Origin of the sequence: Rothia nasimurium (assembly GCF_035916755.1) — a bacterium.
GTDB lineage: Bacteria > Actinomycetota > Actinomycetes > Actinomycetales > Micrococcaceae > Rothia.
Map to the genome: position 1 here is coordinate 36,034 of NZ_JAYWIX010000003.1, position 24,999 is coordinate 61,032.

Sequence of the window (24,999 nt, forward strand, 5' to 3'; positions counted from 1 at the left end):
TGAGCCGCCCCAGGGGCTTGCTCAGCTACCCAGTCACCGAGCAGACCTAGAGAATATCGAGCCCGTCGCAGCGTATCTGTACGGGCTCACTCTTTTTCAGGGCAGCTAGCGAGGCCTTGATGGAGCGCAGGTGGTGGGTGAGCTTGGCTCCCACAGCATAGGGGAAGAAGATAATGGCTCGGTAGAGGTCGCTGTCGGCCTCCCCCTCGTAGTAGCCGGTCGAATCGGCCAAGGGCATGGGGCCGTTGACGCGGGCCTCATCGGGCAGGGTAATAGCCTCCAAAAAGACCTGCACGGCACGCTCACTACCGGTAATGGCAGCGGTGCGGACGGCCGGGGGCAGGCCAATCTCGGCACGCTCGTCCATTTCCCAGAGGGCAAAGCCCATGGGGTCCCAGCGCACCAGGGCTTCAAGAGCTGCCGAGGGGCTGGCCGTGGTGACGACGCGGCCGCCCACGGCAAAGGAGCGCACCAGGGCTGCCGCGTTCAACCAGCGCCGAAGGGCGGTTTCAGGGGCACGCAGGGAATCGAACTGGAGCATCCGGTCAGCATCAAGCAGCAGGGCTGCCGCATAACCGCCCTCAGCTACCGGTTCGCCGCCGGGAGTGGCAATGACCAGGGCTGGTTCTGGGCCGATACGGGATTTGATGTTCTCGCCGCTGGAGGTTATCACCGGAACCCCGGGAAAGGCCCGACCAAGTTCTTCTGCGGTTCGCAGGGCACCGGCGATACCACTACGCCAGCGGTTATACCCGCAGTCAAGACAGTGCCAGTGGTGGGCCAGGTGGCCGCACCAGCCGCACTGGGGGGCACTTCCTCCGGCGGGCTGGGTCAGGGGGCCGCGACAGTTATCGCAGCGGGCGGGCATGCGGCAGCGCTGGCAGGCCAGGGCGGGGATGTAGCCGGCACGGGCCACCTGAATCAGTACGGGCCCCGTAGCCAGGGCGTCCTTGGCTACGGCGAAAGCCTGGTGGGGTATGCGGGCAATTGCCGCCAGGGGGTCGCGGGCCAGCTGGTAGTCATCGCCAGTGGGCATGACCCGGGGAGTAAAAGACCTGACCAGGGCCCTATCCGCCCCCAGGAAACTGGCCCAGCGGGTGCGGACCAGGCGGGCAGCCTCACTAGAGACCGCATAACCCAAAAAGAGGGCCGCCGTCTTTTCTAGGGTGGCACGCAACAAAAGAACGTCACGGGCCTGGCAGTAGGGGGCCCGCTGCTCAACCAGGGAAGAGTCCCCGTCGTCCCAGCAGGCAACCAGACCCAGGTTCGCTACGGGAGCGTAGGCGGCTGAGCGAGTACCGATCACGATACGCACCTGCCCGCTTTGGGCTTTCAGATAACTGCGGTAGCGGGGAGTGGGCTTGTCGTTGGCGGTCAACCGCACAAAAACACTCTCGTCTACAAGCTCTTCGAGGGCGGTTGTGAGCCGGTCAAGACTCTTATGGTCTGGCACAACAGCTAGGGCTCCCCTGCCGGTGGAGGCGGTAGCTACCAGGGCGGACGCCAGCAGCTGCTCCCAGCTCCGTTCAGGGTGGGAGGGCAGCACGGCCATCACCGCCCGGGCCTGATGGCCGGCAAGCAGGTCCTCACAGAACTCTGCCCCCTGGGCGTAATCAGTGAAGCCGTTGAGGTCGGGGCAATCTGGTGTGGGCGCTTCAGCCGGGACTTCGGCCTCTAAAAAAGCTTTTTCAACGCTAGCGACCCGCGGGGGTACAGCTAGGCGGAGCACATCGGACACCAGCCCCGCGTAGCGCTCCGCTAGGGCATCAGCTAACTCAAAGACCTCGGGTGTAACAACGGGCAGGGGAGAAATCACCTTGTGCAGGGGTACCAGGCGGGCGGGGGCGTCCGAATGTTCTACCCTCTCCCGCAACCAGCCGGTGACCTCTCTCCCCCCGAACTTAACCCGCACCCGTACCCCGGGCTGGGCCTCTTCATCAAGGGCCGCTGGCACCCGGTAGTCAAAGAGCCTATCGAGGTGGGGCACATGGGTGTCGATGTGCACGCGAGCAATCGGCAGCTGCACCGCGGCATCCTCGGCTGCCGTGGAGCCGACCAGGTGCGCATCGGGTATGTCGAATCCCTGCAACAAATCTGGTTGCAGGGATTCGGAGGTGGGTGCCGTTGTCATACAGACATTTTAGCTTAGAGGCCTACTGCCGCCTTGAGTTCGCTCACGCGGTTGGTTCGTTCCCAGGTGAATTCGCGCTCTTCTCGGCCGAAGTGGCCGTTGGCTGCGGTCTTGGCGTAGATGGGACGGCGCAGCTCCAGGTCGCGAATGATGGCCAGCGGGCGCAAGTCGAAGACCTCGCGGATAGCCTGTTCAATCTTGAAGATTTCGATCTTTTCGGTCCCGAAGGTTTCAACGTAGATGCCGACAGGGGCAGCCTGGCCAATAGCGTAGGCGACCTGAACCTCGGCGCGGTCGGCAAGGCCAGCAGCAACGATATTCTTGGCAACCCAGCGCATGGCGTAGGCGGCAGAACGGTCAACCTTAGAGGGGTCCTTACCTGAGAAGGCACCGCCACCGTGGCGGGCCATGCCGCCGTAGGTATCCACAATAATCTTGCGGCCGGTCAGACCTGCATCGCCCACGGGACCGCCCTGAACGAAGCGACCTGCGGGGTTGATGATGAACTTGGCCTGAGACGAGTCAAAGTCGAAGCTGGCCAGAACCGGCTCAATCACGTACTGCTGAATATCAGCGGCAAGTTGGTCGAGGTCGTAGTCTGCGGTGTGCTGGGTTGAGACCACAACGGTATCAATCATGACGGGTTTGAAGTTCTCGTCATAACCCAGGGTCACCTGGGTCTTACCGTCGGGGCGCAGGTTAGGAAGGGTGCCGTCCTTACGTACCCTGGTCAGCTGCTCAGCCAGGCGGTGGGCAACGTAAATGGGAGCGGGCATGAGCACTTCGGTCTCGTTGGTGGCATACCCGAACATGATGCCCTGGTCGCCTGCACCCTGGCGATCCAGATCGTCCGCTGCGGTGCCCTGGCGAGCTTCGAGAGAGTTGTAAACACCCGAATTAATGTCGGGTGACTGCTCGCCAATCGATACAGACACGCCACAGAATTCGCCGTCGAAGCCGTGGGTGGATGAGTTGTAGCCGATATTGAGGATAGTCTTACGCACGATACTGGGGATGTCGACGTAACCGTTGGTGGTCACCTCACCCGCTACGTGTACCTGGCCGGTGGTGACCAGGGTTTCAACCGCTACGTTAGAGAGCGGGTCAACGGTCAGCAGGGCGTCCAGGATTGAGTCAGAGATCTGGTCACAAATCTTGTCGGGGTGGCCCTCGGTCACGGACTCACTGGTGAATAAACGAAGATGATTATTTTCAGTCACGGTGTTTACTGTACTTCTCTCGGCCCGGTGAGGCTACTTGGTGAATGATTGTTGAATTCTTGCGCTATATGACGAAGTATTGCGCGGGAGACGTCGAGCTTGCTGCCCTGGAGGGTTACCTCGCGGTCATTCTGCCCCGAGAGCAGGGTAATAGTGTTGCTATCTGCTCCAAACCCCTGGGTTTCGCTCACGGTGTTTACCGCCAGGTAGTCGCAGCCCTTACGGTCTAGCTTGGCGCGGCCGTAGTCTAGCGGGCTGGTAGTGGCATCCCCGGTCTCGGCGGCAAAACCAACGATGGTGTGGGGTGCTCGCTGCTGGTTTTTCTCGCGGTAAAGCACGGCTTCTTTGAGGACGTCGGGGTTGCGCACCAGCTTAATCACAGGATCTTGGCCGGGGTCGTCCGTCTTTTTAATCTTGGTGTCCGCGTACTCTGCCGGCCTGAAGTCGGCCACCGCCGCGGTCATAATCAGGACGTCGGTGGCTACCAGGTGCTCAAACACGGCTTCATGCAGCTGCAGGGCACTTGATACCCGGGTGACCCGGTGCAGGTTACCAGGTATCTCAACCTCCACATGAGCTGCAATGAGGTGTACCTGTGCGCCGAGTTCAGTAGCGGCAGTAGCAAGTGCGATGCCCTGCTTACCCGAGGAACGGTTGCCCAAGAAGCGCACCGGATCAAGGGCTTCACGGGTACCGCCGGCTGTAATGAGCAGGCGCTGCCCAGCCAGGGGCAGCTCACCTGCCTCAACCGACTGGCCCTCCCCCGCGGCGTCCAGGTCCCAGCCCAAAAGAGCAAGAGCCTGAGTAAAGATATCTTCAGGTTCGGGCAGGCGCCCCACGCCGGAGTCGGGGCCGGTCAGACGGCCTACGGCAGGCTCGATCACGTGGTAGCCGTAGGATTTCAGGGTCGCTACGTTGGCCTGGGTAGCCGGGTGCTCCCACATCTGGGTGTGCATCGCCGGTGCCAGAATTACCGGAGCGTGAGTGGTCAGCACGGTTGCAGTCAGCAGGTCGTTAGCCCGCCCAGTCGCTAAACGGGCCATGAGGTCAGCTGTCGCCGGGGCAATAATCACAGCGTCAGCCTGCTCAGCCTGCCGCACGTGATTGACCTCGGGAACCCGCTCAAAGACGTCCACCGACACCGGGTTGCCGCTCAGGGCTTCAAGAGTAGGCTGCCCCACAAACTTGAGGGCAGCCTCGGTGGGCACCGCAATAACCTCGTGCCCGGCCTTACCAAAAAGACGAAGGAGCATTGCCGCCTTATAGGCAGCAATGCCCCCTCCAATGCCAATAACAACTCGCATGAGCTACTGCAGATTAGGCCTGATCTGCATCTTCAGCGTCGACGTATTCAACGAAGGGCTCGTCGATGTAGAAGTCGCCACCGGCCAGGAAGGCGCTGGGCTCATCCTCGTGCAGCAGGGTGCCGTTTTCATCGAACTGGCCATCGGCGATATGGCGGGCCTCAATCAGGCCTTCGTTGATTTCACGCATAGCCACAGAGAGCGACTTCTCGTTGGGCTCAGAATCTACCAGGGGGCCTACGTGATCGTACAGGTTCTCGTGAAGCTGTGAGTAGTAGGCGTTAATCTGGCGAGCACGGCGAGCACCAAAAATCACCAGACCGTACTTCGACTCAGCTTTTTGGATCAGAGCGTCTGCGCTGGGATTGATGATACCTTCATCGTTGTGTGCGTTTGCCACGTAAGACTCCATCTTGACTATGCTTGCTCACCACCGGCTCTACCGGTGGCATAAAACTCTACCTATACTATCGGTCAACCGTTTTTTTGTCACGCAAAAGGGCGGCGGTGCAGAGGTGATATTCCCCTAAACCGCCGCCCTAGCGACCCCCCTGGCTTACCTGCGGTGAGCACCCATGAGGCGCACGATTTCTTCTGCCGCTTCTGCCACGGTTTCGTTAATGACGGTGTAATCAAACTCGGGCTCGGCAGCCAGCTCAATTTTGGCGGTATCGAGGCGGGCCTCCTGCTCCTGGGGAGATTCGGTACCGCGGCCGATGAGGCGGGATACCAGTTCGTCCCAGCTGGGAGGAGCCAAGAAAATGAGCTGCGCTTCGGGCATGGCGTTGCGCACCTGGCGGGCACCCTGCAAGTCGATTTCAAGCAGGACGTGCTTGCCGGCGTCCAGCTGCTTCTGAACCATGGAGCGAATCGTGCCGTACTTGTAGGAGTTGTGCACGGTTGCCCATTCCAACATCTGACGGTTCTCTACCATCGACTCAAATTCTTCATCTGAGACGAAGTAGTAGTGCACGCCGTCCTCTTCGCCCGGGCGAGGGTCGCGGGTGGTGGCGGAGACAGAGAACCACACCTCGGGGTAGTGCTCACGAATGTAAGCAGAAACGGTTCCCTTGCCAACGGCGGTGGGGCCAGCTAGCACGGTTAGTTTAGGTGCGGCGGTCTGTTCAGCCATGGTTTCCCTTATCGGTCGAGAAGATTGATGAGTGCCTTACGCTGGTGGATACCAAGACCACGCAGACGGCGGGACGCAGCAATGTTCAGTTCGTTCAAAATGTTCTCGGTACGAACCTCGCCCACACCCGGCAGGGAGGTGAGCAGGTCGGTTACCTTCAGTCTAGCGACTGCTTCGTCAGTTTCGGCGCGCTTGAGAACTTCTGCAATAGTAATCTGCTTGTTCTTAACGGCGTCCTTGATTTCGGCGCGGGTAACACGGGCCTTCTTGGCCTTTTCGCGGGCGGCTGCGCGCTGTTCTTCGGTGAGGGGCTGAAGAGGCATAATCCTTGTCCTTCTGTGCGAGATGCCGTGTCAGGCAAAAGGGGTGGGGTGTGTTGGAATAAACATGCAACCAAGCAGCTTTGCTCATTCTTGGGGGGTGTTGCTTATCTATTTGCGAACCAACAATTACAAAATAGCATGTCAGAAACGGTTATGGAAGATAGTTACCCGTTGGTAACCTCTTTTAAAGAAAAATGGTGGGAATTTGAAACAAATTCCCACCATTGTTTGTTGGTAAAGACTCTACCGGGCGTTTACAAGCTCGTCACGAGCCTTTTCAGCGGCCTGACGCAGACCCTGAACCGATGGCCCGGCAGCCAGCACACCTCGGCTCGAGTTCACCAGAACCTGGTTCTCAATCCCGGCAAAAACGGTATAGAGGTCATGGGCAGTAGCCCCCTGGGCGCCAAAACCCGGCGCCAGAATGGGCCCGTTGAAGGTTGAGAGGTCAATCTCTAGCTTCTGCAGGGCATCAGCAACAGTGGCACCTACCACCAGACCGCAGGGGCCCATGGCCTCCCACTGGCGCTGGTCGTTCTCAGCCCGGGCCGCGGCGATGATCGATGCAGCGACAGAGGAAGTGCCGCCCACATGCTGCACGGTCTGCCCCTCGGGGTTCGAGGTCAGCGCCAGCACGAAGGTGCCCCGGTCATTGCGATCGGCCAGGTCAAGGGCCGGGCGCAGAGACTCAAACCCCAGGTAGGGGCTCAGGGTCACTGAATCGGTACCCAGCGGTGAGGTCTCCCCCAGCCAGGCGTCCGCATAGGCTGCCATGGTCGAGCCGATATCGCCGCGCTTGGCGTCGGCAACAACCAGAACACCGGCGTCCGCAGCATCCCGCTGCAACTGCTCGAGGGCAGCCAGGCCCGCCGAACCGTGGCGCTCAAAGAGCGCTACCTGGGGCTTGAGGGCTGTGGCTACCTGGCCACAAGCCTCAAGCACGGTCGAGGCAAAGGTGCTTAAGGACGCCACAGTGTCGGGCAACCCCCAGGCATCGAGCAGGGCGGGGTGGGGGTCAATACCCACGCAGAGGGAGCCCTTCTCCCCCATGGCCGCAGCCAGGCGATCACCAAAACCGCGCAACATTAGGCCTCCCGGGCTTTCAGGGCAGCCTCGATGGAGGCGCCGTGTTCCTGCAGACTCATCACATCCCAGCTGTATTCGCGTAGGGCGTTAATACCCTGAACCGTTGCACCGAATTCAGAGACGGTGGTCATCACGGGGCAGCCTACCGAGGTGGCCGCAGCGCGGATCTCGTAGCCATCGCCGCGGGCCTGACCGCCGGAGGGGGTGTTGAAAATCAGGTCGATGTCGCCATCGCGCACCATATCAACGATGGAGCGCTCCCCGCCCTTGGTTTCTGCAATCTTGGGAACGACCAGGGACTCCACCCCGTTGCGGCGCAGAACGTCTGCGGTGCCGCCGGTCGAGACAATCTCGAAGCCCAGCTGCTGCAGCATCTTCACGTAGATGATGGAGTTGCGCTTGTCGCGGTTAGCTACAGAGACGAAGACCTTACCCTCGGTCGGCAGCTTAGAACCTGCAGATGCTTCAGCCTTAGCGAAGGCTGTATCGAAGTGGCGGTCCAGACCCATGACCTCACCGGTTGAGCGCATTTCGGGGCCGAGCAGGGAATCAACCACGATGCCCTCGGGGGTGCGGAAGCGGCTGAAGGGCAGCACAGCTTCCTTGACCGCGATGGCGGTTTCGGCAGGCAGGGTGGCGCCGTCCATGGTAGCGGGCAGGTAGCCTTCGGCCTTGAGGTCGGCAATGGTCTTGCCAGTACCAATCAGAGCCGCTGCTTTAGCCATCTGCACACCGGTTGCCTTTGAAACAAAGGGGACGGTACGGGAAGCACGGGGGTTAGCTTCAATCACGTAGAGAATTTCAGACGCTACAGCGAACTGAATGTTAATCAGACCACGCACGCCCACGCCGGCGGCAATCTTGTAGGTTGCCTCCTTGACCTGCTCGATGACGTCCGGGCCCAGGGTGATGGGGGGCAGGGTGCAGGCGGAGTCGCCCGAGTGAATACCGGCCTCTTCGATGTGCTCCATGACGCCGCCCAGGTAAAGCTCTTCACCGTCAAAGAGGGCGTCGACGTCGATTTCGACGGCGTCCTCAAGGAACTTATCGATCAGAGCGGGCTGGGAGGGCGAAACCTCGGTAGCGTTCTCCAGGTAGCGGGCCAGCTGGGCTTCGGAGTAGACGATCTCCATGCCGCGTCCGCCCAGAACGTAGGAGGGGCGCACCAGCACGGGGTAGCCGATTTCGTCCGCAATTTTCTTGGCGTTTTCGAAGGTGTAGGCGGTGCCGTTCTTGGGGGAAATCAGGCCGGCTTCTTCCAGCACGCGGGAGAATTCGCCGCGGTCTTCAGCAAGGTCGATAGCCTCGGGTGAGGTGCCCAGAATCGGGATGCCAGCGGCCTTGAGTTCCTGGGCCAGCTTGAGCGGGGTCTGGCCACCGAGCTGCACGAAGACGCCCAGCAGGCCACCGGTACGACGCTCAGCTTCAACGATTTCGAGCACGTCTTCCAGGGTGAGGGGCTCGAAGTAGAGGCGGGTAGAGATGTCGTAGTCGGTTGATACGGTTTCGGGGTTGCAGTTGACCATGACAGTCTCGTAGCCGGCCTCGCGCAGCACCATGGAGGCGTGGACGCAGGAGTAGTCGAACTCGATACCCTGGCCGATACGGTTAGGTCCGGAGCCCAGAATCATGATTGAGGGCTTCTCGTGGTGGGCTACCTCGTCCTCCTGGTCGTAGGAAGAGTAGTGGTAGGGGGTGAAGGCCTCAAACTCGGCGGCGCAGGTATCAACGGTCTTGAAGACGGGGCGAATATTCAGGGCGTGGCGGATACCGCGCACCACTGCCTCGCTCATGCCGAGAATCTCACCGATCTGCGCGTCGGAGAAGCCGTGACGCTTGGCCAGGCGCAGGGTGGGCTCATCCAGGGTCTTAGAGGCGGCGATTTCTCCGGCAACCTCGTTGAGGAGCACCAGCTGGTCGAGGAACCAGGGGTCAATGGCGGTTGCCTCGTACATCTGCTCGACGGTAGCACCAGCCAGCAGGGCCCGCTGGACCTGGAAGATACGGTCGGTGGTAGCGGTCTTGCTCTGCTCAATCAGGGTGGCCAGCTCGTCCGCACCGAGTTCAGGGTTATCGAAGCGGAAGGTTGAGCCCTTCTGCTCCATGGAGCGCATGGCCTTCTGCAGGGCTTCGGTGAAATTGCGGCCGAGGGCCATAGCCTCACCGACCGACTTCATGGTGGTGGTCAGGGTGGGGTCTGCTGCCGGGAACTTCTCGAAGGCAAAGCGGGGAACCTTGACCACGACGTAGTCGAGGGTGGGCTCGAAGGAGGCCGGGGTCTTCTGGGTGATGTCGTTGGGGATCTCGTCTAGGGTGTAGCCCAGGGAGAGCTTGGTGGCGATCTTGGCAATCGGGAAGCCGGTTGCCTTAGACGCCAGGGCGGACGAGCGGGACACGCGGGGGTTCATCTCGATGACGATCACACGGCCGGTTGCCGGGTCGATGGCGAACTGGATATTGCAGCCGCCGGTGTCAACGCCGACCTCGCGAATCACGTTGATGGCGATGTCGCGAAGCTTCTGGTACTCGCGGTCAGTGAGGGTGAGGGCGGGTGCTACGGTGATGGAGTCACCGGTGTGCACGCCCACGGGATCGAAGTTTTCGATGGAGCAGACGACAACCACGTTATCGTTCTTATCTCGCATCATTTCCAGCTCGTATTCCTTCCAGCCCAGGATGGACTCTTCGAGCAGGACTTCGCTGGTGGGGCTGTACTGGATACCGGCACCGGCGATACGATGCAGGTCTTCTTCGTTGTAGGCCATACCCGAGCCCAGGCCTCCCATGGTGAAGGAGGGGCGCACTACCATCGGGTAGCCCAGTTCCTTGGCAGCTTCGAGGGCTTCTTCCATGGTGTGCACGATGACAGAGCGGGCAGATTCGCCACCGGCGCGCTCAACGACGCCCTTGAAGGCCTCGCGGTCTTCGCCCAGGTTGATGGCTTCGATGTTGGCGCCGATGAGCTCTACGCCGTACTTTTCGAGAATGCCCTGCTCATCGAGGGAGATAGCCGCGTTGAGGGCGGTCTGGCCACCGAGGGTGGGCAGAATGGCGTCGGGCTTTTCCTTGGCAATAATCTTTTCGATGACCTCGGGGGTAATCGGTTCGATGTAGGTGGCGTCGGCGAACTCGGGGTCGGTCATGATGGTGGCGGGGTTGGAGTTGACCAGAATGACGCGCACGCCTTCTTCTTTGAGAACGCGCAGGGCCTGGGTGCCCGAGTAGTCGAATTCGGCGGCCTGACCAATGACGATCGGGCCAGAACCGATGACGAGGATTGAGTTGAGATCGTTACGCTTCGGCATGGTTCGGTGTCCTTAGTTCTTCTTCTCGAGCATGAGATCGATGAAACGGTCAAAGAGGTAGGCAGCGTCGTGGGGGCCTGCGGCTGCTTCGGGGTGGTACTGCACCGAGAAGGCGGGAATATCGAGGCAGCGGAGGCCTTCAACCACCTGGTCGTTGAGACCCACGTGGGAGACTTCGACGCGGCCGAACTCTTCGTTGGGGGCAGTAACGGCGCCGTCCAGCGGGGCGTCTACGGCGAAGCCGTGGTTCTGGGCGGTGATTTCTACCTTGCCGGTGGTGCGGTCCATGACGGGCTGGTTGATGCCGCGGTGGCCGAAGGGAAGCTTGTAGGTACCGAAGCCCAGGGCACGGCCTAGCAGCTGGTTGCCGAAGCAGATACCGAAGAAGGGGGTGCCGGTACGCAGGACGGACTGCAGGAGCTGAACCTGGTCGTCCGCGGTTGCGGGGTCACCGGGGCCGTTGGAGAAGAAGACACCGTCGGGGTTCAGGGCGGTGATGTCTTCGAGGGTGGCGGTGGCGGGCAGCACATGCACGCGGACGCCGCGCTCGGCAAAGCGCTTCGGGGTCATGGCCTTGATACCCAGGTCGAGGGCAACCAGGGTGGCCTTGACATCGCCGTCCCAGCCCTGGTCAGCGGGCTCTACGATGTAGGCCTCTTCAATAGAAACGGAGTCCGCCAGTTTCTGGCCCTTCATTTCGGCTGCTGCCTGTACCTGGGCAACCAGGTCTGCCAGGGGAAGCTCGGCGTCTGCACCGGTGAAGATACCGGCGCGCATGGAACCGGCGCTGCGCAGGTGGCGGGTCAGGGCGCGGGTGTCGATGCCCTGGATGCCGACGATCCCCTGCTCTACCAGTTCCTCGTCGAGGGAACGCTCTGAGCGCCAGTTGGAGGGGCGGCGGGCGGCGTCGCGCACGGCGTAGCCTGCTACCCAGATTTTGCGGGATTCGGCGTCCTCGGTGTTGACGCCGGTGTTGCCGATATGGGGTGCGGTCTGAACCACGATCTGCCCCGCGTAGGAGGGGTCGGTCAGGGTTTCCTGGTAGCCGGTCATGCCGGTTGAGAAGACTGCTTCGCCAAGGGTCTTGCCGGGGGCGCCGTAGCTTTCGCCGCGGTAGAAGGTACCGTCTTCAAGGACGAGTATTGCTGCACGTAGGGTGGGTGCTGGGTGGGACATTCACACACTTCCTGTTGGTTGGTGTAGTCACCTGCAATCAGCAGGTGGAAACTTAGGGTCGGGCCAGGGTGTCGTGGCCGACGGTTGCCTGGGGCGCGATAGTCGCAACGGCATCGAGGATTGATTTTTTGTCAGCCGCATAGCGGGTGCGGAAGCCGGTATCGACGGGGTTGCCGTTGAGTGACCAGGAGAGGACGGCCAGGCCATCCTTCTCGACGAATTTACCGTTCATACCGGCTTCGGTGCGCACACCGATAATGTCGCTGGCGGGAATCCAGATATCTTGGGAGCCGTTGCGCATGATGATGACAGCGTCCTCGTAGACGAAGAAGACACCGGTTGATTTCACACCCAGGGTGTTGGTGGCGATACGGTCGAGCCAGTCCCCCATGACGGTAGTGGCAACGTAGGTGCCGGGTACCGCGAGCAGGGATTCAGCGTCGTCGTAGCGCTCAGGCACATCGAGCAGGGTGCCGGTGTGAACCTGACGCTGCTTCCTACTCTTCCAGCCCTTCCACATTGCCCAGAAGATGAGGGCGGCAACAAGGGCCAGAATCAGGGTGGGAATTAGCTTGTCAGACACGGGCACTCTCCTAGCGAGTTACTTAGCGGACGGGGTGTTCAGCGCACCGTCGAGAACGGTGGGGTGACCGCCGAAGAAGGTGGCTACGACCGAGCCGGGCACTTCCAAGCCCCGGTAGGGGTTGTTCTTGCCCTTGGTGGCCTGGGCAGCGGGGTCGATGACACGGGTTGCGGCAGGGTCGACTAACACCAGGTGGGCTGGCTCTCCCGCTTCGAGCGGACGTCCCTGGTCGGCTGCGAGGCCGATTTCGGCGGGCTTGGTGCTCATGATGCGGGCAACGTCGGCCCAGGTGATGTAGCCGGTATCAACCAGGGTCTTCTGGATGATAGACAGTGCCTGTTCAAGGCCGGTCATACCGTTGGCGGCGCAGGCCCACTCGCAATCCTTGGATTCAGCGGGGTGGGGTGCGTGGTCGGTGCCGATGATGTCGATGATGCCGTCGGCAACTGCCTGACGCAGGGCCAGCACGTCCTCTTCGGTGCGCAGGGGCGGGTTGACCTTGTAGACGGGGTCGTAGGTGCGCACCAGCTCATCGGTCAGCAGCAGGTGGTGGGGGGTGACTTCGGCGGTTACCTTGATGCCGCGTTCCTTGGCCCAGCGCACGATTTCGACGGAACCCTTGGTTGACAGGTGGCAGATATGCAGGCGGGAACCAACGTGTTCAGCCAGCAGCACGTCGCGGGCAATAATGGATTCTTCAGCAACAGCAGGCCAGCCAGCCAGACCCAGTTCTGCTGACACCTTGCCCTCGTTCATCTGGGCGCCTTCGGTCAGGCGGGGTTCCTGGGCGTGCTGGGCGATGACGCCGTTGAAAGTCTTGACGTATTCCAGGGCTCGACGCATCAGGGCCGGGTCCCAGACGCACATGCCGTCGTCTGAGAAGACGCGCACCTGGGCGCGGGATTCAGCCATCGCACCAATATCTGAGAGGCGCTCCCCTGCCAGGCCCACGGTAACAGCACCGATGGGCTGAACCTTAACCCAGTCGGAGTTCTTACCCAGCTCGTAGACCTGCTCCACCACGCCGGCAGTATCGGCAACGGGGTTGGAGTTAGCCATGGCGAAGACGGCAGTGTAGCCACCCAGGGCTGCCGCACGGGTGCCGGTCTCTACGGTTTCGGCGTCTTCCTGGCCGGGTTCACGCAGGTGGGTGTGTAGGTCGACCAGGCCGGGCAGAGCGATAAGCCCCTGGGCCTCAACAACCTGGGCGGAAGCGTCCTCAAGGTTCTCGCCAATTTCAGCGATGAGGCCGTCTTTGATCAGAATATCGGCGGTCTTCTCACCTAGCAGCGAGGCGCCCTTGATGAGGTAAACAGATTCAGTCATTGTTTCTCTTTCGTCCAGGGCTTAGGAGCCGGGGTAGAAGTCGTTGGCGGAGCCACCGGTCATGAGCAGGTAGAGCACCGCCATGCGTACCGACACGCCGTTAGTCACCTGGCGCAGGACCCAGGAGCGGGGTGAGTCTGCTGCTTCGGCGCAGATTTCGAGGCCGCGGTTCATGGGGCCGGGGTGCAGGATGGCGGTTTCGTGGGCGGACGCGTCGAGGCGGGCAAAGCGCTCGGGAGTCAGCCCCCACAGGCGGGAGTATTCCTCGGATGAGGGGAAGAAGGCCGCGTTCATGCGTTCTTTCTGGATACGCAGCATCATTACCGCGTCAACTCCCGACTCGATGGCGTCGTCGAGGTTGTAGTAAATCTCTGCCGGCCAGTTTTCGATATCTACCGGGAGCAGGGTGGGCGGGGCAACGAACTTGACGGTTGCTCCCAGGGTGTGGAGCAACCAGAGGTTGGAGCGGGCCACGCGGGAGTGCAGGATATCGCCCACAATCGCTACTCGCAGACCCTCTAGGGTGAGACCGCGGGTTATGGTGATGCCCTCAACCTGGGCCTTGAACTGGCGCAGGGTCATGGCGTCCAGTAGGGCCTGGGTGGGATGGGCGTGGGTGCCGTCACCGGCGTTGAGCACGGGTACGTCAATCCAGCCGGCTTCAGCTAGACGCTGGGGGGCACCCGATGCGCTGTGACGAATTACCACGGCGTCGGCGTTGATAGCTGCCAGGGTCTGAGCGGTGTCTTTGAGTGACTCCCCCTTAGAGACAGATGAGCCCTTGGCTGAGAAGTTGATGATGTCGGCCGACAGGCGCTTTTCGGCGGCTTCGAAGGACAGGCGGGTGCGGGTCGAGTCTTCAAAGAAGAGGTTGACCACGGTGCGCCCCTGGAGCACGGGGAGTTTCTTAACCTCGCGCTGGCCGACCTCGCCCATGTAGTCGGCAGTATCGAGAATGTTGAGGGCGTCGTCAAGGGAGAGATCCTTGGTATCGAGCAGGTGACGCACGGCTACTCCCCTCCTTCCTGGGCTGAGGTGGTGGAGTGGGCGGGCTGGGAGATGATTACCTTGTCGTCTTCACCGTCGATGGACAAGAGCAGTACCTTAACCGATTCATGGGTGCTTGTGGGCAGGTTCTTTCCCACGTGATCTGCGCGGATAGGGAGTTGGCGGTGGCCGCGGTCAACCAGCACAGCTAGGCGGACGGTTTCGGGGCGGCCGTAGTCCTTGAGAGCGTCGAGAGCGGCGCGGATAGTGCGCCCAGAGAAAAGTACATCGTCAACGAGGACGACGGTGCGACCCTCTATCCCTGATGCGGGCAGGCGGGTGGGCTCAGGCGTCCGCCCCGGCTTGGAGAGCAGGTCGTCGCGGTACATGGTGATGTCGAGCTGCCCCAGGGAAAAGGCCGGGTCGAAGTCTGCATCGGTCTGGGCAATTTTTTCCGCCAGACGCTGGGCCAGGGGGAAGCCCCGGCGTGGAATACCCAGAAGAACCAGGTTCTGGCTCCCCTTATTGGCTTCTAGAATTTCGTGGGCAATACGAGTAAGGGCTCGTTCGATGTCGGCTGACTCCAGGATCACCCGGTGGGCTCCTGTAGATAGGTCGGTAGATATACCGGTGCTATCGGTCATGTGCCGGCCTCCTTCCCCGCCTCACAGGACGGACTTAAAGGTTGCTGTCACACCTCAATGTATCACGTCAACCCTCACCTCGGCTGAATTTGAGATACATTTCAGTAGGTACCATTTAAATCAGAAAAACCCACCTCGTTGGTGGGTTTTTCTGATTTAAATGGTACCTATAGGCCTAGGCCAGCAGGGTGGGCTTCACCTGGCGCAGGCGGTCGAGCAGGCCATTCACAAACTTGGGTGAATCGTCGGTCGACAGCAGGCGAACCAGGCCGGTAGCCTCTGAGATAGCTACGGCATCGGGAATCTCATCGTTGAAGAGGAGCTCCCAAGCGCCGAGTCGCAGAGCCACACGGTCTACGCTGGGCATGCGGTCCATAGTCCAGTCCTGGGCGTAGGTTTCGATGTACTCGCGGATCTCTTCGTCGTGGTCGCGTACGCCACGAACAATCTGCTCGGAGTAGAGCGAAATCTGCGCTGAGGTGTAGGTGCGGCGGCGAATCAGGACGTCAATGACGTCATCGCCGCGCTGATCGGCCTCAAACAGGACTTCAAGGGCGCGAAGTCTAGCTTTGGTTCTTGAATTCACGGTATTTAGTCGTTGACGCGGCCGAGGTAGTCGCCGGTGCGGGTGTCGACCTTGACCTTGGTGCCGGTTTCGAGGAAGAGGGGAACCTGAATTTCGGCGCCGGTCTCGACGGTTGCGGGCTTGGTGCCGCCGGTAGAGCGGTCACCCTGCAGGCCGGGCTCGGTGTAGGTGATTTCGAGGACGACTGAGGCAGGGAGCTCGACGTAGAGGGGGGAACCTTCGTGCATGGCGATGGTTGCGGTCTGGTTTTCGAGCATGTACTTGGCGGCGTCGCCAACGGTGACCTCTGATACGTTAATCTGGTCGTAGGTCTTCAGGTCCATGAAGACGTAGTCGGTGCCGTCCTGGTAGAGGTACTGATAGTCGGAGCGGTCGACGGTTGCAATCTCGACCTTGGCGCCGGCGTTGAAGGTCTTATCAACTACCTTGCCTGAGGTGACGTTGCGCAGCTTGGTGCGGACGAAAGCGCCGCCCTTGCCGGGCTTGACGTGCTGGAATTCGATAACGGACCAGAGGTTGCCGTCAATCTTGAGAACGACACCGTTCTTGATATCTGCGGTAGTAGCCAACAGACTCTCCTCTAAACTGAAATTTTCAATAAGCGTTGCGGGGTAAACCGTAGACCAGTCTACCGTGTGCTTTGCGGGTTTGAGGAGTTTCTTGGTGAGACTCACACGAGATATTAGGGACCAGATTACTCTCAGTGGTATGTCAAGGCGTGAAGTACTTTGGGAGTAATCTGGTCCCTACTGATTAGGCGGCAATTTCCTGGTAGGTCATAAACAGGATCGAATCGTCGGGTACCTCGTAAATACGGGGCTTGCCCAGGCTCTCCAGCACCACGAAGCGCAGCATGTTGCCGCGGGCCTTCTTGTCGCGGCGCATGGTTTCGAGCAGTTTGGGCCAGCGGTCTGCCGGGTAGGTGGTGGGCAGGTCGAGGGCGGTACAGATAGCGCGGGTTCGCTCAACTGTGGCCTCATCAAGGTAGCCAGCGGCGAGGGACAGTTCTGCGGCGAAAACCATGCCTACAGCTACGGCAGCCCCGTGGCGCCACTGGTAGCGTTCTGCGTGCTCGATGGCGTGGCCCAGGGTATGACCGTAGTTCAGGAATTCGCGGCGGCCCGACTCCTTCAGGTCTTCAGACACCACTTCAGCCTTAACCCGAATGGAGCGCTCGATGAGCTCTCGTACTACCTCAGACTGGGAGTCCCGAATCTTACCGGGGTTCGCTTCAACCAGGTCGAGAATCACCGGGTCTGCGATGAAGCCGCACTTAATGACTTCGGCCATACCGGTGAGCAGCTCGTGCTGCGGTAGGGTACGCAGCACACCCAGTTCGCAGAGGACGGCTGTGGGCGGGTGGAAGGCCCCCACTAGGTTCTTGCCCTCTGCGGTGTTGATGCCGGTCTTGCCGCCGACTGCGGCGTCCACCATGCCCAGCAGGGTGGTGGGGATGTGGATGACGCGGACGCCGCGTAGCCAGGTAGCTGCCACAAAGCCGGCAAGGTCGGTGACGGCACCGCCACCTACGGAAATAATCGCGTCGGTGCGGGTGAAGTCATTTTGGCCCAGTACCTGCCAACAGAAGGCCGCGACCTGAATGTGCTTGCCTTCTTCGGCGTCCGGAATTTCAGCCGAGTAGGCCTCAAAACCTGCTGTGCGCATCTGCTCCATCACCAGCTCACCGGTGGAGCGCAGGGCGCGGGGGTGGATGACGAGGATGCGCTGGGTTCGGTTGCCCAGGATCTCGGGGATAGCACCGAGCAGGTTGTGGCCTACGTAAACGTCGTAGTTTTCTGAAGGCTGGGTGCCGGTGACGGGTATGACGGTGGTGGGCTGGTCGCTCACGCTTGAGCCTTTCGGTTCTTGATGATGAAGTTCTGAATTTCGGCTGCCATGTCAGCTATTCCCCGGCCTCCGCAGGCATCCAGGGTGTAGCTGGCGAGCTCTTCGTAACGGTCCCGCCGGGCCTCAAATATTTCGGTCCATTTTTGTACCGGGTTGGGCTGGAGCAGGGGCCGGGTTTTGCTGTTCTGGATGCGGGGAGCTACGGTTTCAGCATCAACCTTGATGTAGATAACTGTCTCGTCTTTGAGCACCCGTGCCACCTCGGGGGTCATGGGGGCTCCCCCGCCCAGGGAGAAGATGGTGTTACGCCGGGCAGGTGAGGTCAGCACCTCCCGGATAACATCGGCCTCGATACGGCGGAACTCAGCTTCACCATAGTCGGCAAAGATTTGTGACACCTCACCGTATTTTTCGACGATGAGGTGGTCAGAGTCGAGGAACTCGTAGCCGTAGAAGCGCGCGAGGTGCGTGCCTATATAGGACTTACCCGCCGCCATGGGGCCGATGATCACGACCGGGCGGGATTTTTCGATATAGGTTTCTTGCACCTCGCGCACCTGGTTGGGTGCGAGCACCTCGGTCATGTCGATCGCGTGGTCACGTGATCGGGGGGTCATGGTTAGGCGTCCCACCCTGCTACGTTGGATTCCCAGGCCAGGGATTCGGGGATGGCTGCCAGGTAGGAGTCCATGTTGCGGCGGGTTTCGGTGATGGAGTCGCCGCCGAACTTTTCGAGGGCTGCTTCTGCCAGCACTAGGGCGACCATGGCTTCTGCGACGACGCCGGCTGCGGGCACGGCACAGACGTCTGAGCGCTGGTGGTGGGCGCGGGCAACTTCACCTGTGGAGGTGTCGATGGTGGCCAAGGCCTTGGGCACGGTGGCAATGGGTTTCATGGCAGCGCGTACACGCAGCAGATCACCGATAGTCATACCGCCTTCAATACCGCCTGCGCGGTTTGAGACGCGCTGGACGCCGTGCTCACCGGGTACGATTTCGTCGTGGGCGCGGGTGCCGGGGCGCTTGGCGGTTTCAAAGCCGTCGCCTACTTCTACACCCTTGATAGCCTGAATACCCATGAGGGCAGCGGCCAGGCGGGCATCGAGGCGGCGGTCCCAGTGCACGTAGGAGCCGAGTCCCGGGGGGAGGCCGTAGGCCAGAACTTCTACTACACCGCCTAAGGTTTCGCCGTCCTTGTGGGCCTTATCGACGGTGGCGACCATTGCTTCGGAGGTTGCAGCGTCGAAGCAGCGCAGGGGGTCGGCGTCGAGGGCAGCAACATCGCGAGGGGTAGGACACGGGGCGTCGGCGGGGGCTGCTACCTCAGCGATAGCGGTGGTGTGGCTGACCAGTTCTACGCCAAGAGCCTTAAGAATCTGGGCTGCAACGACTCCCAGGGCTACGCGGGTTGCGGTTTCTCGGGCGCTGGCACGTTCGAGGACGGGGCGGGATTCGTCGAAGCCGTACTTCTGCATACCGGCGAAGTCTGCGTGGCCGGGGCGGGGTCGGGTAAGGGCTGCGTTGCGGGCGCGCCCCTCAATCAGGGCGGGGTCAACGGGGTCTGATGACATGACATCAACCCACTTGGGCCATTCGGTGTTGGCAATTTCGATAGCCACGGGCCCACCCTGGGTTTTACCGTGGCGCACCCCGCCCAGGATGCGCACGCGGTCCTCTTCGAACTTCATGCGGGCACCACGGCCGTAGCCGAGGCGGCGGCGGGCTAGAGCATCGCGCACCATCTCGCTGGTGAGTTCGACACCTGCCGGTACGCCTTCAATAATTCCTACCAGGGCTTCGCCGTGGGATTCACCGGCTGTGAGCCAACGTAGCATCTCTAACCTTCTTTACGTTTGCCTGTGGGTCTTGTGTTCTAAGATTTCCAAAAATAGCGGTCGATGGCAAACCACCGCTCCACGATTCGGTACGCCATATCTCAAGGGGTGAGGCCCACCAGCTGGCTGACCGACTCAGGTTCAAAGCTCGTGATAGGAAGACCGACCGCCTGCCGCATAGCAGCTAGCACCTCTTCTTGCCGGGGTAAGGGCAGGGACCTTGAATGGCCGGTAAAGAGCTTAACCTGGTCTACTGCCTGGTACATCAGCATCTCAAGGCCGCTGGTCACGGACCCTCCACGGGCCTCCCACTCCCCCGCTAGAACCGAGGGCCAGGGGTCATAGGAGACATCCAACAGGTAGCCGGCAGATTCACCCTGTTCAGCGGTAGCCAGCAGCCCGTCGGCTGCTCCCGCAGGCAGGGTACAGATGGTCACATCAAATTCCGCGTAGCTTTTTGCGAATCTGTCAATTGGCAGGAAGTCAAGGTGCAGACCCAGGCGGGTGGCAGCGTCCGCAACCCCCTGAGCACGGCTAGCGTCGCGCACAAAGACGCGGACGCCGTCCGCCCCCATAGCGCGCAAGGCGGCAAGGGCGGCGGTGGCGGTACCGCCGCCACCAATAATCGCAGCCCGCGCGGGCTTGCCGACGAAGCCGGCCTGGCGCAGGGCATTGATGATACCCGACACGTCGGTGTTATCGCCCCAGGAGGTCAACAGACCATCAGCATCGTGCCGCCAGTAGACGGTGTTAACAACGCCCACTGCTTGGGCAAAGGGGGTCAGGTGATCCAGGTGCTCTCTGACCGCTGATTTCAGCGGCATGGTGACAGAAAAGCCGCGGGTACCCTGCTTGGGGGTGTAGCGGGCAAAGACGTCGGCTAGCTGGTCCTCGCGGGTGTCCAGCCGCTCGTAGTCCATCTCGATGCCAAGAGCCAGGTAGGCGCCCCGGTGGAGTAGGGGTGACTTGCTGTGCTTAATGGGGTGCCCCAAGACAAAAGCCTTGGGGCACTCGGTAACCTGCTGACTCATTAGGAGCAAACACCCTCGTGAGCTTCACAGAACTCGTTGTAGACTTCCACGTTCTTCAGGTGCTCCTCGTAGGTTTTGGCGAAGAGAGTTTCACCGGTGAAAAGATCAACGGTGACCCAGAAGTAGTAGTCGTTCTTCTCGGGGTTCGCCGCAGCCTTAATGGCAGCCAGGCCCGGTGAACCGATAGGGCCTACGGGCAGGCCCTGGTAGTAGAAGGTGTTGTACTTGTTGCTGGCGTCCTGCTTCTGCTCGTTAGAGATGTGGTAGCTCTGAATACCCAGGCCGTAAGCAACGGTTGCATCGGACTGCAGGAAGCCGCTGGTCTCACCATCGGGGTTGTTCAGCCGGTTCTCAATAGCACCGGCAATCGGGTAGTAGTCAGCTTCGCGACCCTCAAACTCAAGAATTGAGCCGACGGTGATGACGTGGAAGATCTGGTCATCGCCAGATACCCCAGCCTCTTCCAGAGCCTCGAAGGTGTTATCTACCATCATCTGCAGAATCTCTTCAGCACCGGCGTCCTTGGGGAAGCGGTATTCGCCGGGGAAGAGGAAGCCCTCGATGGTGGGGAACTTAGACGGAATGCCAAAGCGGGTGGGGTCGGTGGACAGGGCTTTGAATTCCTGGGCGCTGATACCTGTACCGGTGGCCAGAGCTTCGAAGGTCTTGTCCATACGCCAGGTACGGGCAACAGCCACATAGTTGGTGTTAGCCTCGTCAAAACGCAGGAGCTCGCTGAGGGCAGATGAACTGCTCATTTCTTCCTGCATCTTATACTCACCGGGCTGGAAGTACTGGCCCTGGCCGTTATTGGAGTATTCCTCCAAGAAACGGTCGGCGTTTGCAATAATGCCCTGCTCTTCCAGGGAGTTAGCGATGCTAATAGCCGATGCGCCTTCGGGAATAGTGAAGGTGACTTCGGTGCCGTTGCCCTCGCCCGCGTAATCCTTACGTTCGAACCAGCCGTATCGGGGGGCCAGAATCGATACGATCAGCACCAGGGCTACCGCAAACACAAGGCCTGCAGAAATCACAAAGTTGCGGGAGCGACGGCGGGTGCGGTCACGGTCTGCTGCGGTGTATTCCTCTTCGTCGACGGCGGTGAAGAACCCACCGTTAGCTCCGTCTTCGGTTGAGCCCAGCAGGCCGTCAAGATCGGTCTGCTGGTTCTTGGTGCGGCGGCGCGGCGGGCGGCTAGAACTCGAGTTCTCAGACATTCGGGTTCTCCGTTTCGTCGTTGGAGGTGCTGGAATCAAGCTCATCGTGAGGGATCGTGAGCTCAACGCGGTAACCGGCCAGATGCTGGCCAGCCTTGAGGGTGTCGACAGCATGCTGCAAGATGTTGACGGCAGCAACCTGGTCGACCATGGTTTTGAATTCTCTGCTCGATACTCCGGCCTCGTGAAGCGAGCGGTGGGCGCTCACCGTGGTGAGTCGCTCGTCGACCAGCCACACGGGTACGGAGGCATCGTCAGCAGCAAGTTCCTGCACCAGGGCCTCGGCATACTCGCGGGCCATGAGGGTCGAGGGGCTCTCTCCCCCGCGCATGGTCTTGGGTAGCCCCACGAAGACTTCGGTGACTTCGTTAACCTCGATGAGCTTGCGAAGTACCCGCCGGTCTGAGTTCTTTTTCAGGTCGCGGCGGAGGGTCTTGAGGGGCGTTGCGAGTATGCCGTCGGGGTCGCACAGGGCAAGGCCGACGCGGGCGTTACCCACGTCGACTCCCATGCGGCGGCCTCTGGTGAAGGTCACTGGGTTAGGCCCCCAGCTCTGAAATCGTGGATCGGATAGCGGTGAAGGCTTCGTCAATCTTGGTGGCGTCCTGACCGCCGCCCTGGGCGACGTCGTCCTTACCACCGCCACCGCCACCGAGCACACCGGCAGCGACGCGGACGAGGGCACCTGCCTTAACACCGGCGTCACGGGCGGCCTGGTTGGTGGCAACCAGAATAACCGGGCGGCCGTTGTTAACACCGGCAACAGCTACGGTGGCAGCGTCCTCACCCAGGCGTGAGCGCAGGTCAAGGGCAAGTTCGCGCACGGCGTTGGCGTCCAGTTCCCCTGCATTGTGCAGGAGGGTGCGGACGGAGCCCACCATCTGGGCGGTTTCGGTCAGCTTACCGGCCTCGGCCTGCAGCTTTTCCTTGCGCAGCTTAGCCAGTTCCTTCTCAGCTTCCTTGAGCTTGGCCAGGGTCTGGTTAATCTTTTCGGGCAGTTCGGTGGAGGACTGCACCTTCATCAGACCAGTCAGCTGGTTGACCAGGGTACGCTCGGCAGCCAGGTGGTTGAAGGAGTCCAGGCCGACCAGGGCTTCAACGCGGCGGTTGCCCGAGCCGACGGACTGCTCAGTCAGCAGGGTCAGAGAACCAATCTGAGCGGTTGAACCAACGTGGGTACCGCCGCAGAGTTCGCGGGAGAAGTCGCCGCCCATTTCGACCACGCGCACAGTATCGCCGTACTTTTCGCCGAAGAGGCTCATGGCGCCGAGCTTCTTGGCCTCGTCCAGCGGCATTTCGCGGGTAATGGTCTGGAAGTTGTCGCGGATAGCGGTGTTAGCTACCTCTTCAACTTCCTGCTTGGCAGCGTCGGAGAGACCCTCGCTCCAGGCGAAGTCGAAGCGCAGGTAGCCTTCCTTGTTGAAGGAACCTCGCTGGGTTGCTTCGTTGCCGAGTACCTGGTGCAGGGCTGCGTGGATGATGTGGGTGCCGGAGTGGGCCTTTTCGCCGTCCTGACGGCGCTGAACATCCACCTGGGCAATAACGGGAGTGCCGGATACAACCTCTCCCTCGCGCACAACTGCGCGGTGAACTGAAAGACCCTTGACGGGCTGCTGGACGTCTGAAACGTCAATGGTGAAGCCGTTACCGGTGATGATGCCGGTGTCAGCGGCTTGGCCGCCAGCCTCAGCGTAGAAGGGGGTTTCGTCAAGTACGATTTCAACCTTCTGACCTGCGGACGCCGCGGGTACAGAAACACCGTCGACCAGGATGGCGCGCAGGGTGGTTTCGGTGCGTAGCTCGTCGTAACCGGTGAAGATGGAGCCGCGTTCGTCGGCCAGTTCGCGGAAGACGGAGAGGTCGGCCATGCCGCCCTTCTTGGCCTTAGCGTCGGCCTGGGCGCGGTGGCGCTGTTCTTCCATGAGGGCACGGAACTGGGCTTCGTCGACCTTCACGCCGGCTTCTTCGGCCATTTCGAGGGTCAGGTCGATGGGGAAACCGTAAGTGTCGTGCAGGGCGAAGGCGTCTGCACCTGAGACTTCGCCCTTACCGGCGGCCTTAGCTGAAGCAACGGCCTCTTCCAGGCGGGTGGTGCCTGACTCGATGGTCTTGAGGAAGGCCTTCTCTTCGGCGTAGGCGATGCGGGAGATGCGCTCGAAGTCTTCGGCTACATAGGGGTAGGCGCCGGCCATGGCGTCCTTAGAAGCCGGGAAAAGGACGGGCAGGCAGGGCTCGGTGACGCCCAGTAGGCGCATGGCGCGGATAGCGCGGCGCATGAGGCGGCGCAGGATATAGCCGCGGCCCTCGTTGGAGGGGGTTACACCGTCGGCAATGAGCATGAGGGAGGAGCGGATGTGGTCGGCAACTACGCGCATGCGCACGTCGTCCTCGTAGCCTTCGTCGTTAACGTTTTCGGAGCCGTGGTACTTCTTACCGGAGAGCTTGGCTGCGGCATCGAGGACGGGGCGTACCTGGTCGGTTTCGTAGAAGTTCTCTACACCCTGTAGCAGCATGGCCAGGCGCTCTACGCCCAGACCGGTGTCGATGTTCTTCTTGGGCAGATCACCCAGAATCTCGAAGCTGTCCTTTCCAGTACCTTCACCGCGCTGGTACTGCATGAAGACCAGGTTCCAGATTTCGATGTAGCGGTCGTCGTCGGCTGCGGGGCCGCCTTCCTTACCGTATTCGGGGCCACGGTCGTAGAAGATTTCTGAGTCGGGGCCTGCGGGGCCGGGCTGGCCGGTGGACCAGTAGTTCTCGGCCATGCCCATCTTCTGGATGCGCTCGGCGGGGAACTTCACGTCGTTGACCCAGATGTTATAGGCTTCGTCGTCGCCCTCGTAGACGGTAACCCAGAGACGTTCGGGGTCGAGACCGTAGCCGCCCTCTTCAATGGATGAGGTCAGCAGCTCGTAGGCCCAGGGAATGACTTCCTTCTTGAAGTAGTCGCCGAAGGAGAAGTTACCGGCCATCTGGAAGAAGGTGCCGTGGCGGGCGGTCTTGCCAACCTCGTCGATATCCAGGGTGCGGATGCACTTCTGTACGCTCACTGCGCGAGAGAACTTGGGGGTCTCACGGCCCAGGAAGTAAGGGATGAAGGGGACCATACCCGCGATGGTGAACATGGCGCCGGGCTCGTGTGATACGAGTGAAGCTGAGGGTACTACGGTGTGCCCGCGCTTTTCGAAGAATTCGATCCAGCGCTTTGAGATTTCCTGTGAGAGCATCGAGGCTTTCTTCCTTCGGTTGATAGTAAATCTTGGGGT

The 24,999-nt window shown here is 60.9% G+C and carries 22 protein-coding genes; all 22 read right to left on the reverse strand.

Translation table 11 applies throughout. The annotated features are described in order from the left end of the window. Positions 1-46: 46 nt before the first annotated feature. The 22 genes from VSX42_RS03770 to alaS all read right to left on the reverse strand — a co-directional run bounded on the left by VSX42_RS03770 (position 47) and on the right by alaS (position 24,960). A complete protein-coding gene (locus VSX42_RS03770; protein WP_326503034.1) occupies positions 47-2,131 on the reverse strand; it encodes a primosomal protein N' in 2,085 nt (694 codons plus the stop codon). A gap of 14 nt (positions 2,132-2,145) precedes the next feature. Then, positions 2,146-3,351, reverse strand: coding sequence for a methionine adenosyltransferase (metK, locus tag VSX42_RS03775; RefSeq protein WP_326503035.1), 1,206 nt, complete (start codon positions 3,349-3,351; stop codon positions 2,146-2,148). Positions 3,352-3,356: 5 nt separating this feature from the next. Continuing rightward, a complete protein-coding gene (gene coaBC / locus VSX42_RS03780) occupies positions 3,357-4,655 on the reverse strand; it encodes a bifunctional phosphopantothenoylcysteine decarboxylase/phosphopantothenate--cysteine ligase CoaBC (protein ID WP_326503036.1) in 1,299 nt (432 codons plus the stop codon). Positions 4,656-4,668: 13 nt separating this feature from the next. Next, a complete protein-coding gene (gene rpoZ / locus VSX42_RS03785; RefSeq protein ID WP_237206602.1) occupies positions 4,669-5,055 on the reverse strand; it encodes a DNA-directed RNA polymerase subunit omega in 387 nt (128 codons plus the stop codon). Between the two features lie 156 nt (positions 5,056-5,211). Then, positions 5,212-5,787: a guanylate kinase gene (gene gmk / locus VSX42_RS03790; protein WP_326503037.1), complete on the reverse strand. Its 576-nt coding sequence runs from the start codon at positions 5,785-5,787 to the stop codon at positions 5,212-5,214. Between the two features lie 8 nt (positions 5,788-5,795). Further along, a complete protein-coding gene (mihF, locus tag VSX42_RS03795; protein WP_237193816.1) occupies positions 5,796-6,110 on the reverse strand; it encodes an integration host factor, actinobacterial type in 315 nt (104 codons plus the stop codon). Between the two features lie 243 nt (positions 6,111-6,353). Then, on the reverse strand, positions 6,354-7,196 hold the full coding sequence (gene pyrF, locus VSX42_RS03800) for an orotidine-5'-phosphate decarboxylase (RefSeq protein ID WP_326503038.1): 843 nt from the start codon (positions 7,194-7,196) through the stop codon (positions 6,354-6,356). Further along, a complete protein-coding gene (gene carB / locus VSX42_RS03805) occupies positions 7,196-10,501 on the reverse strand; it encodes a carbamoyl-phosphate synthase large subunit (protein WP_326503039.1) in 3,306 nt (1,101 codons plus the stop codon). The genes pyrF and carB overlap by 1 nt, the downstream gene beginning before the upstream one ends. A gap of 12 nt (positions 10,502-10,513) precedes the next feature. Next, the gene (gene carA / locus VSX42_RS03810) at positions 10,514-11,677 is read right to left on the reverse strand and encodes a glutamine-hydrolyzing carbamoyl-phosphate synthase small subunit (protein ID WP_326503040.1); all 1,164 of its coding nucleotides are present in this window, start codon (positions 11,675-11,677) and stop codon (positions 10,514-10,516) included. Between the two features lie 52 nt (positions 11,678-11,729). Beyond that, a complete protein-coding gene (locus tag VSX42_RS03815; RefSeq protein WP_326503041.1) occupies positions 11,730-12,260 on the reverse strand; it encodes a hypothetical protein in 531 nt (176 codons plus the stop codon). An 18-nt stretch (positions 12,261-12,278) separates the two neighbouring features. Beyond that, entirely contained in the window at positions 12,279-13,586 is a 1,308-nt protein-coding gene (locus VSX42_RS03820; RefSeq protein ID WP_326503042.1) for a dihydroorotase, read from the reverse strand. Between the two features lie 21 nt (positions 13,587-13,607). Continuing rightward, positions 13,608-14,594, reverse strand: coding sequence for an aspartate carbamoyltransferase catalytic subunit (locus VSX42_RS03825; protein WP_326503043.1), 987 nt, complete (start codon positions 14,592-14,594; stop codon positions 13,608-13,610). A gap of 2 nt (positions 14,595-14,596) precedes the next feature. Then, positions 14,597-15,217, reverse strand: a complete 621-nt coding sequence (gene pyrR / locus VSX42_RS03830; RefSeq protein WP_326503044.1) for a bifunctional pyr operon transcriptional regulator/uracil phosphoribosyltransferase PyrR — start codon at positions 15,215-15,217, stop codon at positions 14,597-14,599. Positions 15,218-15,392: 175 nt separating this feature from the next. After that, complete coding sequence (nusB, locus tag VSX42_RS03835; protein WP_135012288.1) at positions 15,393-15,803, reverse strand: transcription antitermination factor NusB; 411 nt, start codon at positions 15,801-15,803, stop codon at positions 15,393-15,395. A gap of 5 nt (positions 15,804-15,808) precedes the next feature. Continuing rightward, positions 15,809-16,372 carry an elongation factor P gene (efp, locus tag VSX42_RS03840; protein WP_326503045.1) on the reverse strand — a complete coding sequence of 188 codons (564 nt, stop codon included), beginning with the start codon at positions 16,370-16,372 and terminating at the stop codon, positions 15,809-15,811. Between the two features lie 184 nt (positions 16,373-16,556). Then, positions 16,557-17,651 (reverse strand): 3-dehydroquinate synthase, encoded by a 1,095-nt coding sequence (aroB, locus tag VSX42_RS03845; RefSeq protein WP_326503046.1) that lies wholly within the window; start codon positions 17,649-17,651, stop codon positions 16,557-16,559. After that, positions 17,648-18,268 (reverse strand): shikimate kinase, encoded by a 621-nt coding sequence (locus VSX42_RS03850; RefSeq protein WP_326503047.1) that lies wholly within the window; start codon positions 18,266-18,268, stop codon positions 17,648-17,650. The genes aroB and VSX42_RS03850 overlap by 4 nt, the downstream gene beginning before the upstream one ends. A gap of 2 nt (positions 18,269-18,270) precedes the next feature. Then, positions 18,271-19,485 carry a chorismate synthase gene (aroC, locus tag VSX42_RS03855; protein WP_326503048.1) on the reverse strand — a complete coding sequence of 405 codons (1,215 nt, stop codon included), beginning with the start codon at positions 19,483-19,485 and terminating at the stop codon, positions 18,271-18,273. A 101-nt stretch (positions 19,486-19,586) separates the two neighbouring features. Then, a complete protein-coding gene (locus tag VSX42_RS03860; RefSeq protein WP_326503049.1) occupies positions 19,587-20,516 on the reverse strand; it encodes a hypothetical protein in 930 nt (309 codons plus the stop codon). Further along, positions 20,516-21,733 (reverse strand): endolytic transglycosylase MltG, encoded by a 1,218-nt coding sequence (gene mltG / locus VSX42_RS03865; protein ID WP_326503050.1) that lies wholly within the window; start codon positions 21,731-21,733, stop codon positions 20,516-20,518. Before mltG ends, VSX42_RS03860 begins: the two co-directional genes overlap by 1 nt. Further along, positions 21,726-22,244, reverse strand: a complete 519-nt coding sequence (gene ruvX / locus VSX42_RS03870; RefSeq protein ID WP_135012387.1) for a Holliday junction resolvase RuvX — start codon at positions 22,242-22,244, stop codon at positions 21,726-21,728. The genes mltG and ruvX overlap by 8 nt, the downstream gene beginning before the upstream one ends. Positions 22,245-22,272: 28 nt before the next feature. Then, positions 22,273-24,960 carry an alanine--tRNA ligase gene (gene alaS / locus VSX42_RS03875; RefSeq protein ID WP_326503051.1) on the reverse strand — a complete coding sequence of 896 codons (2,688 nt, stop codon included), beginning with the start codon at positions 24,958-24,960 and terminating at the stop codon, positions 22,273-22,275. Between the last annotated feature and the right edge of the window lie 39 nt (positions 24,961-24,999).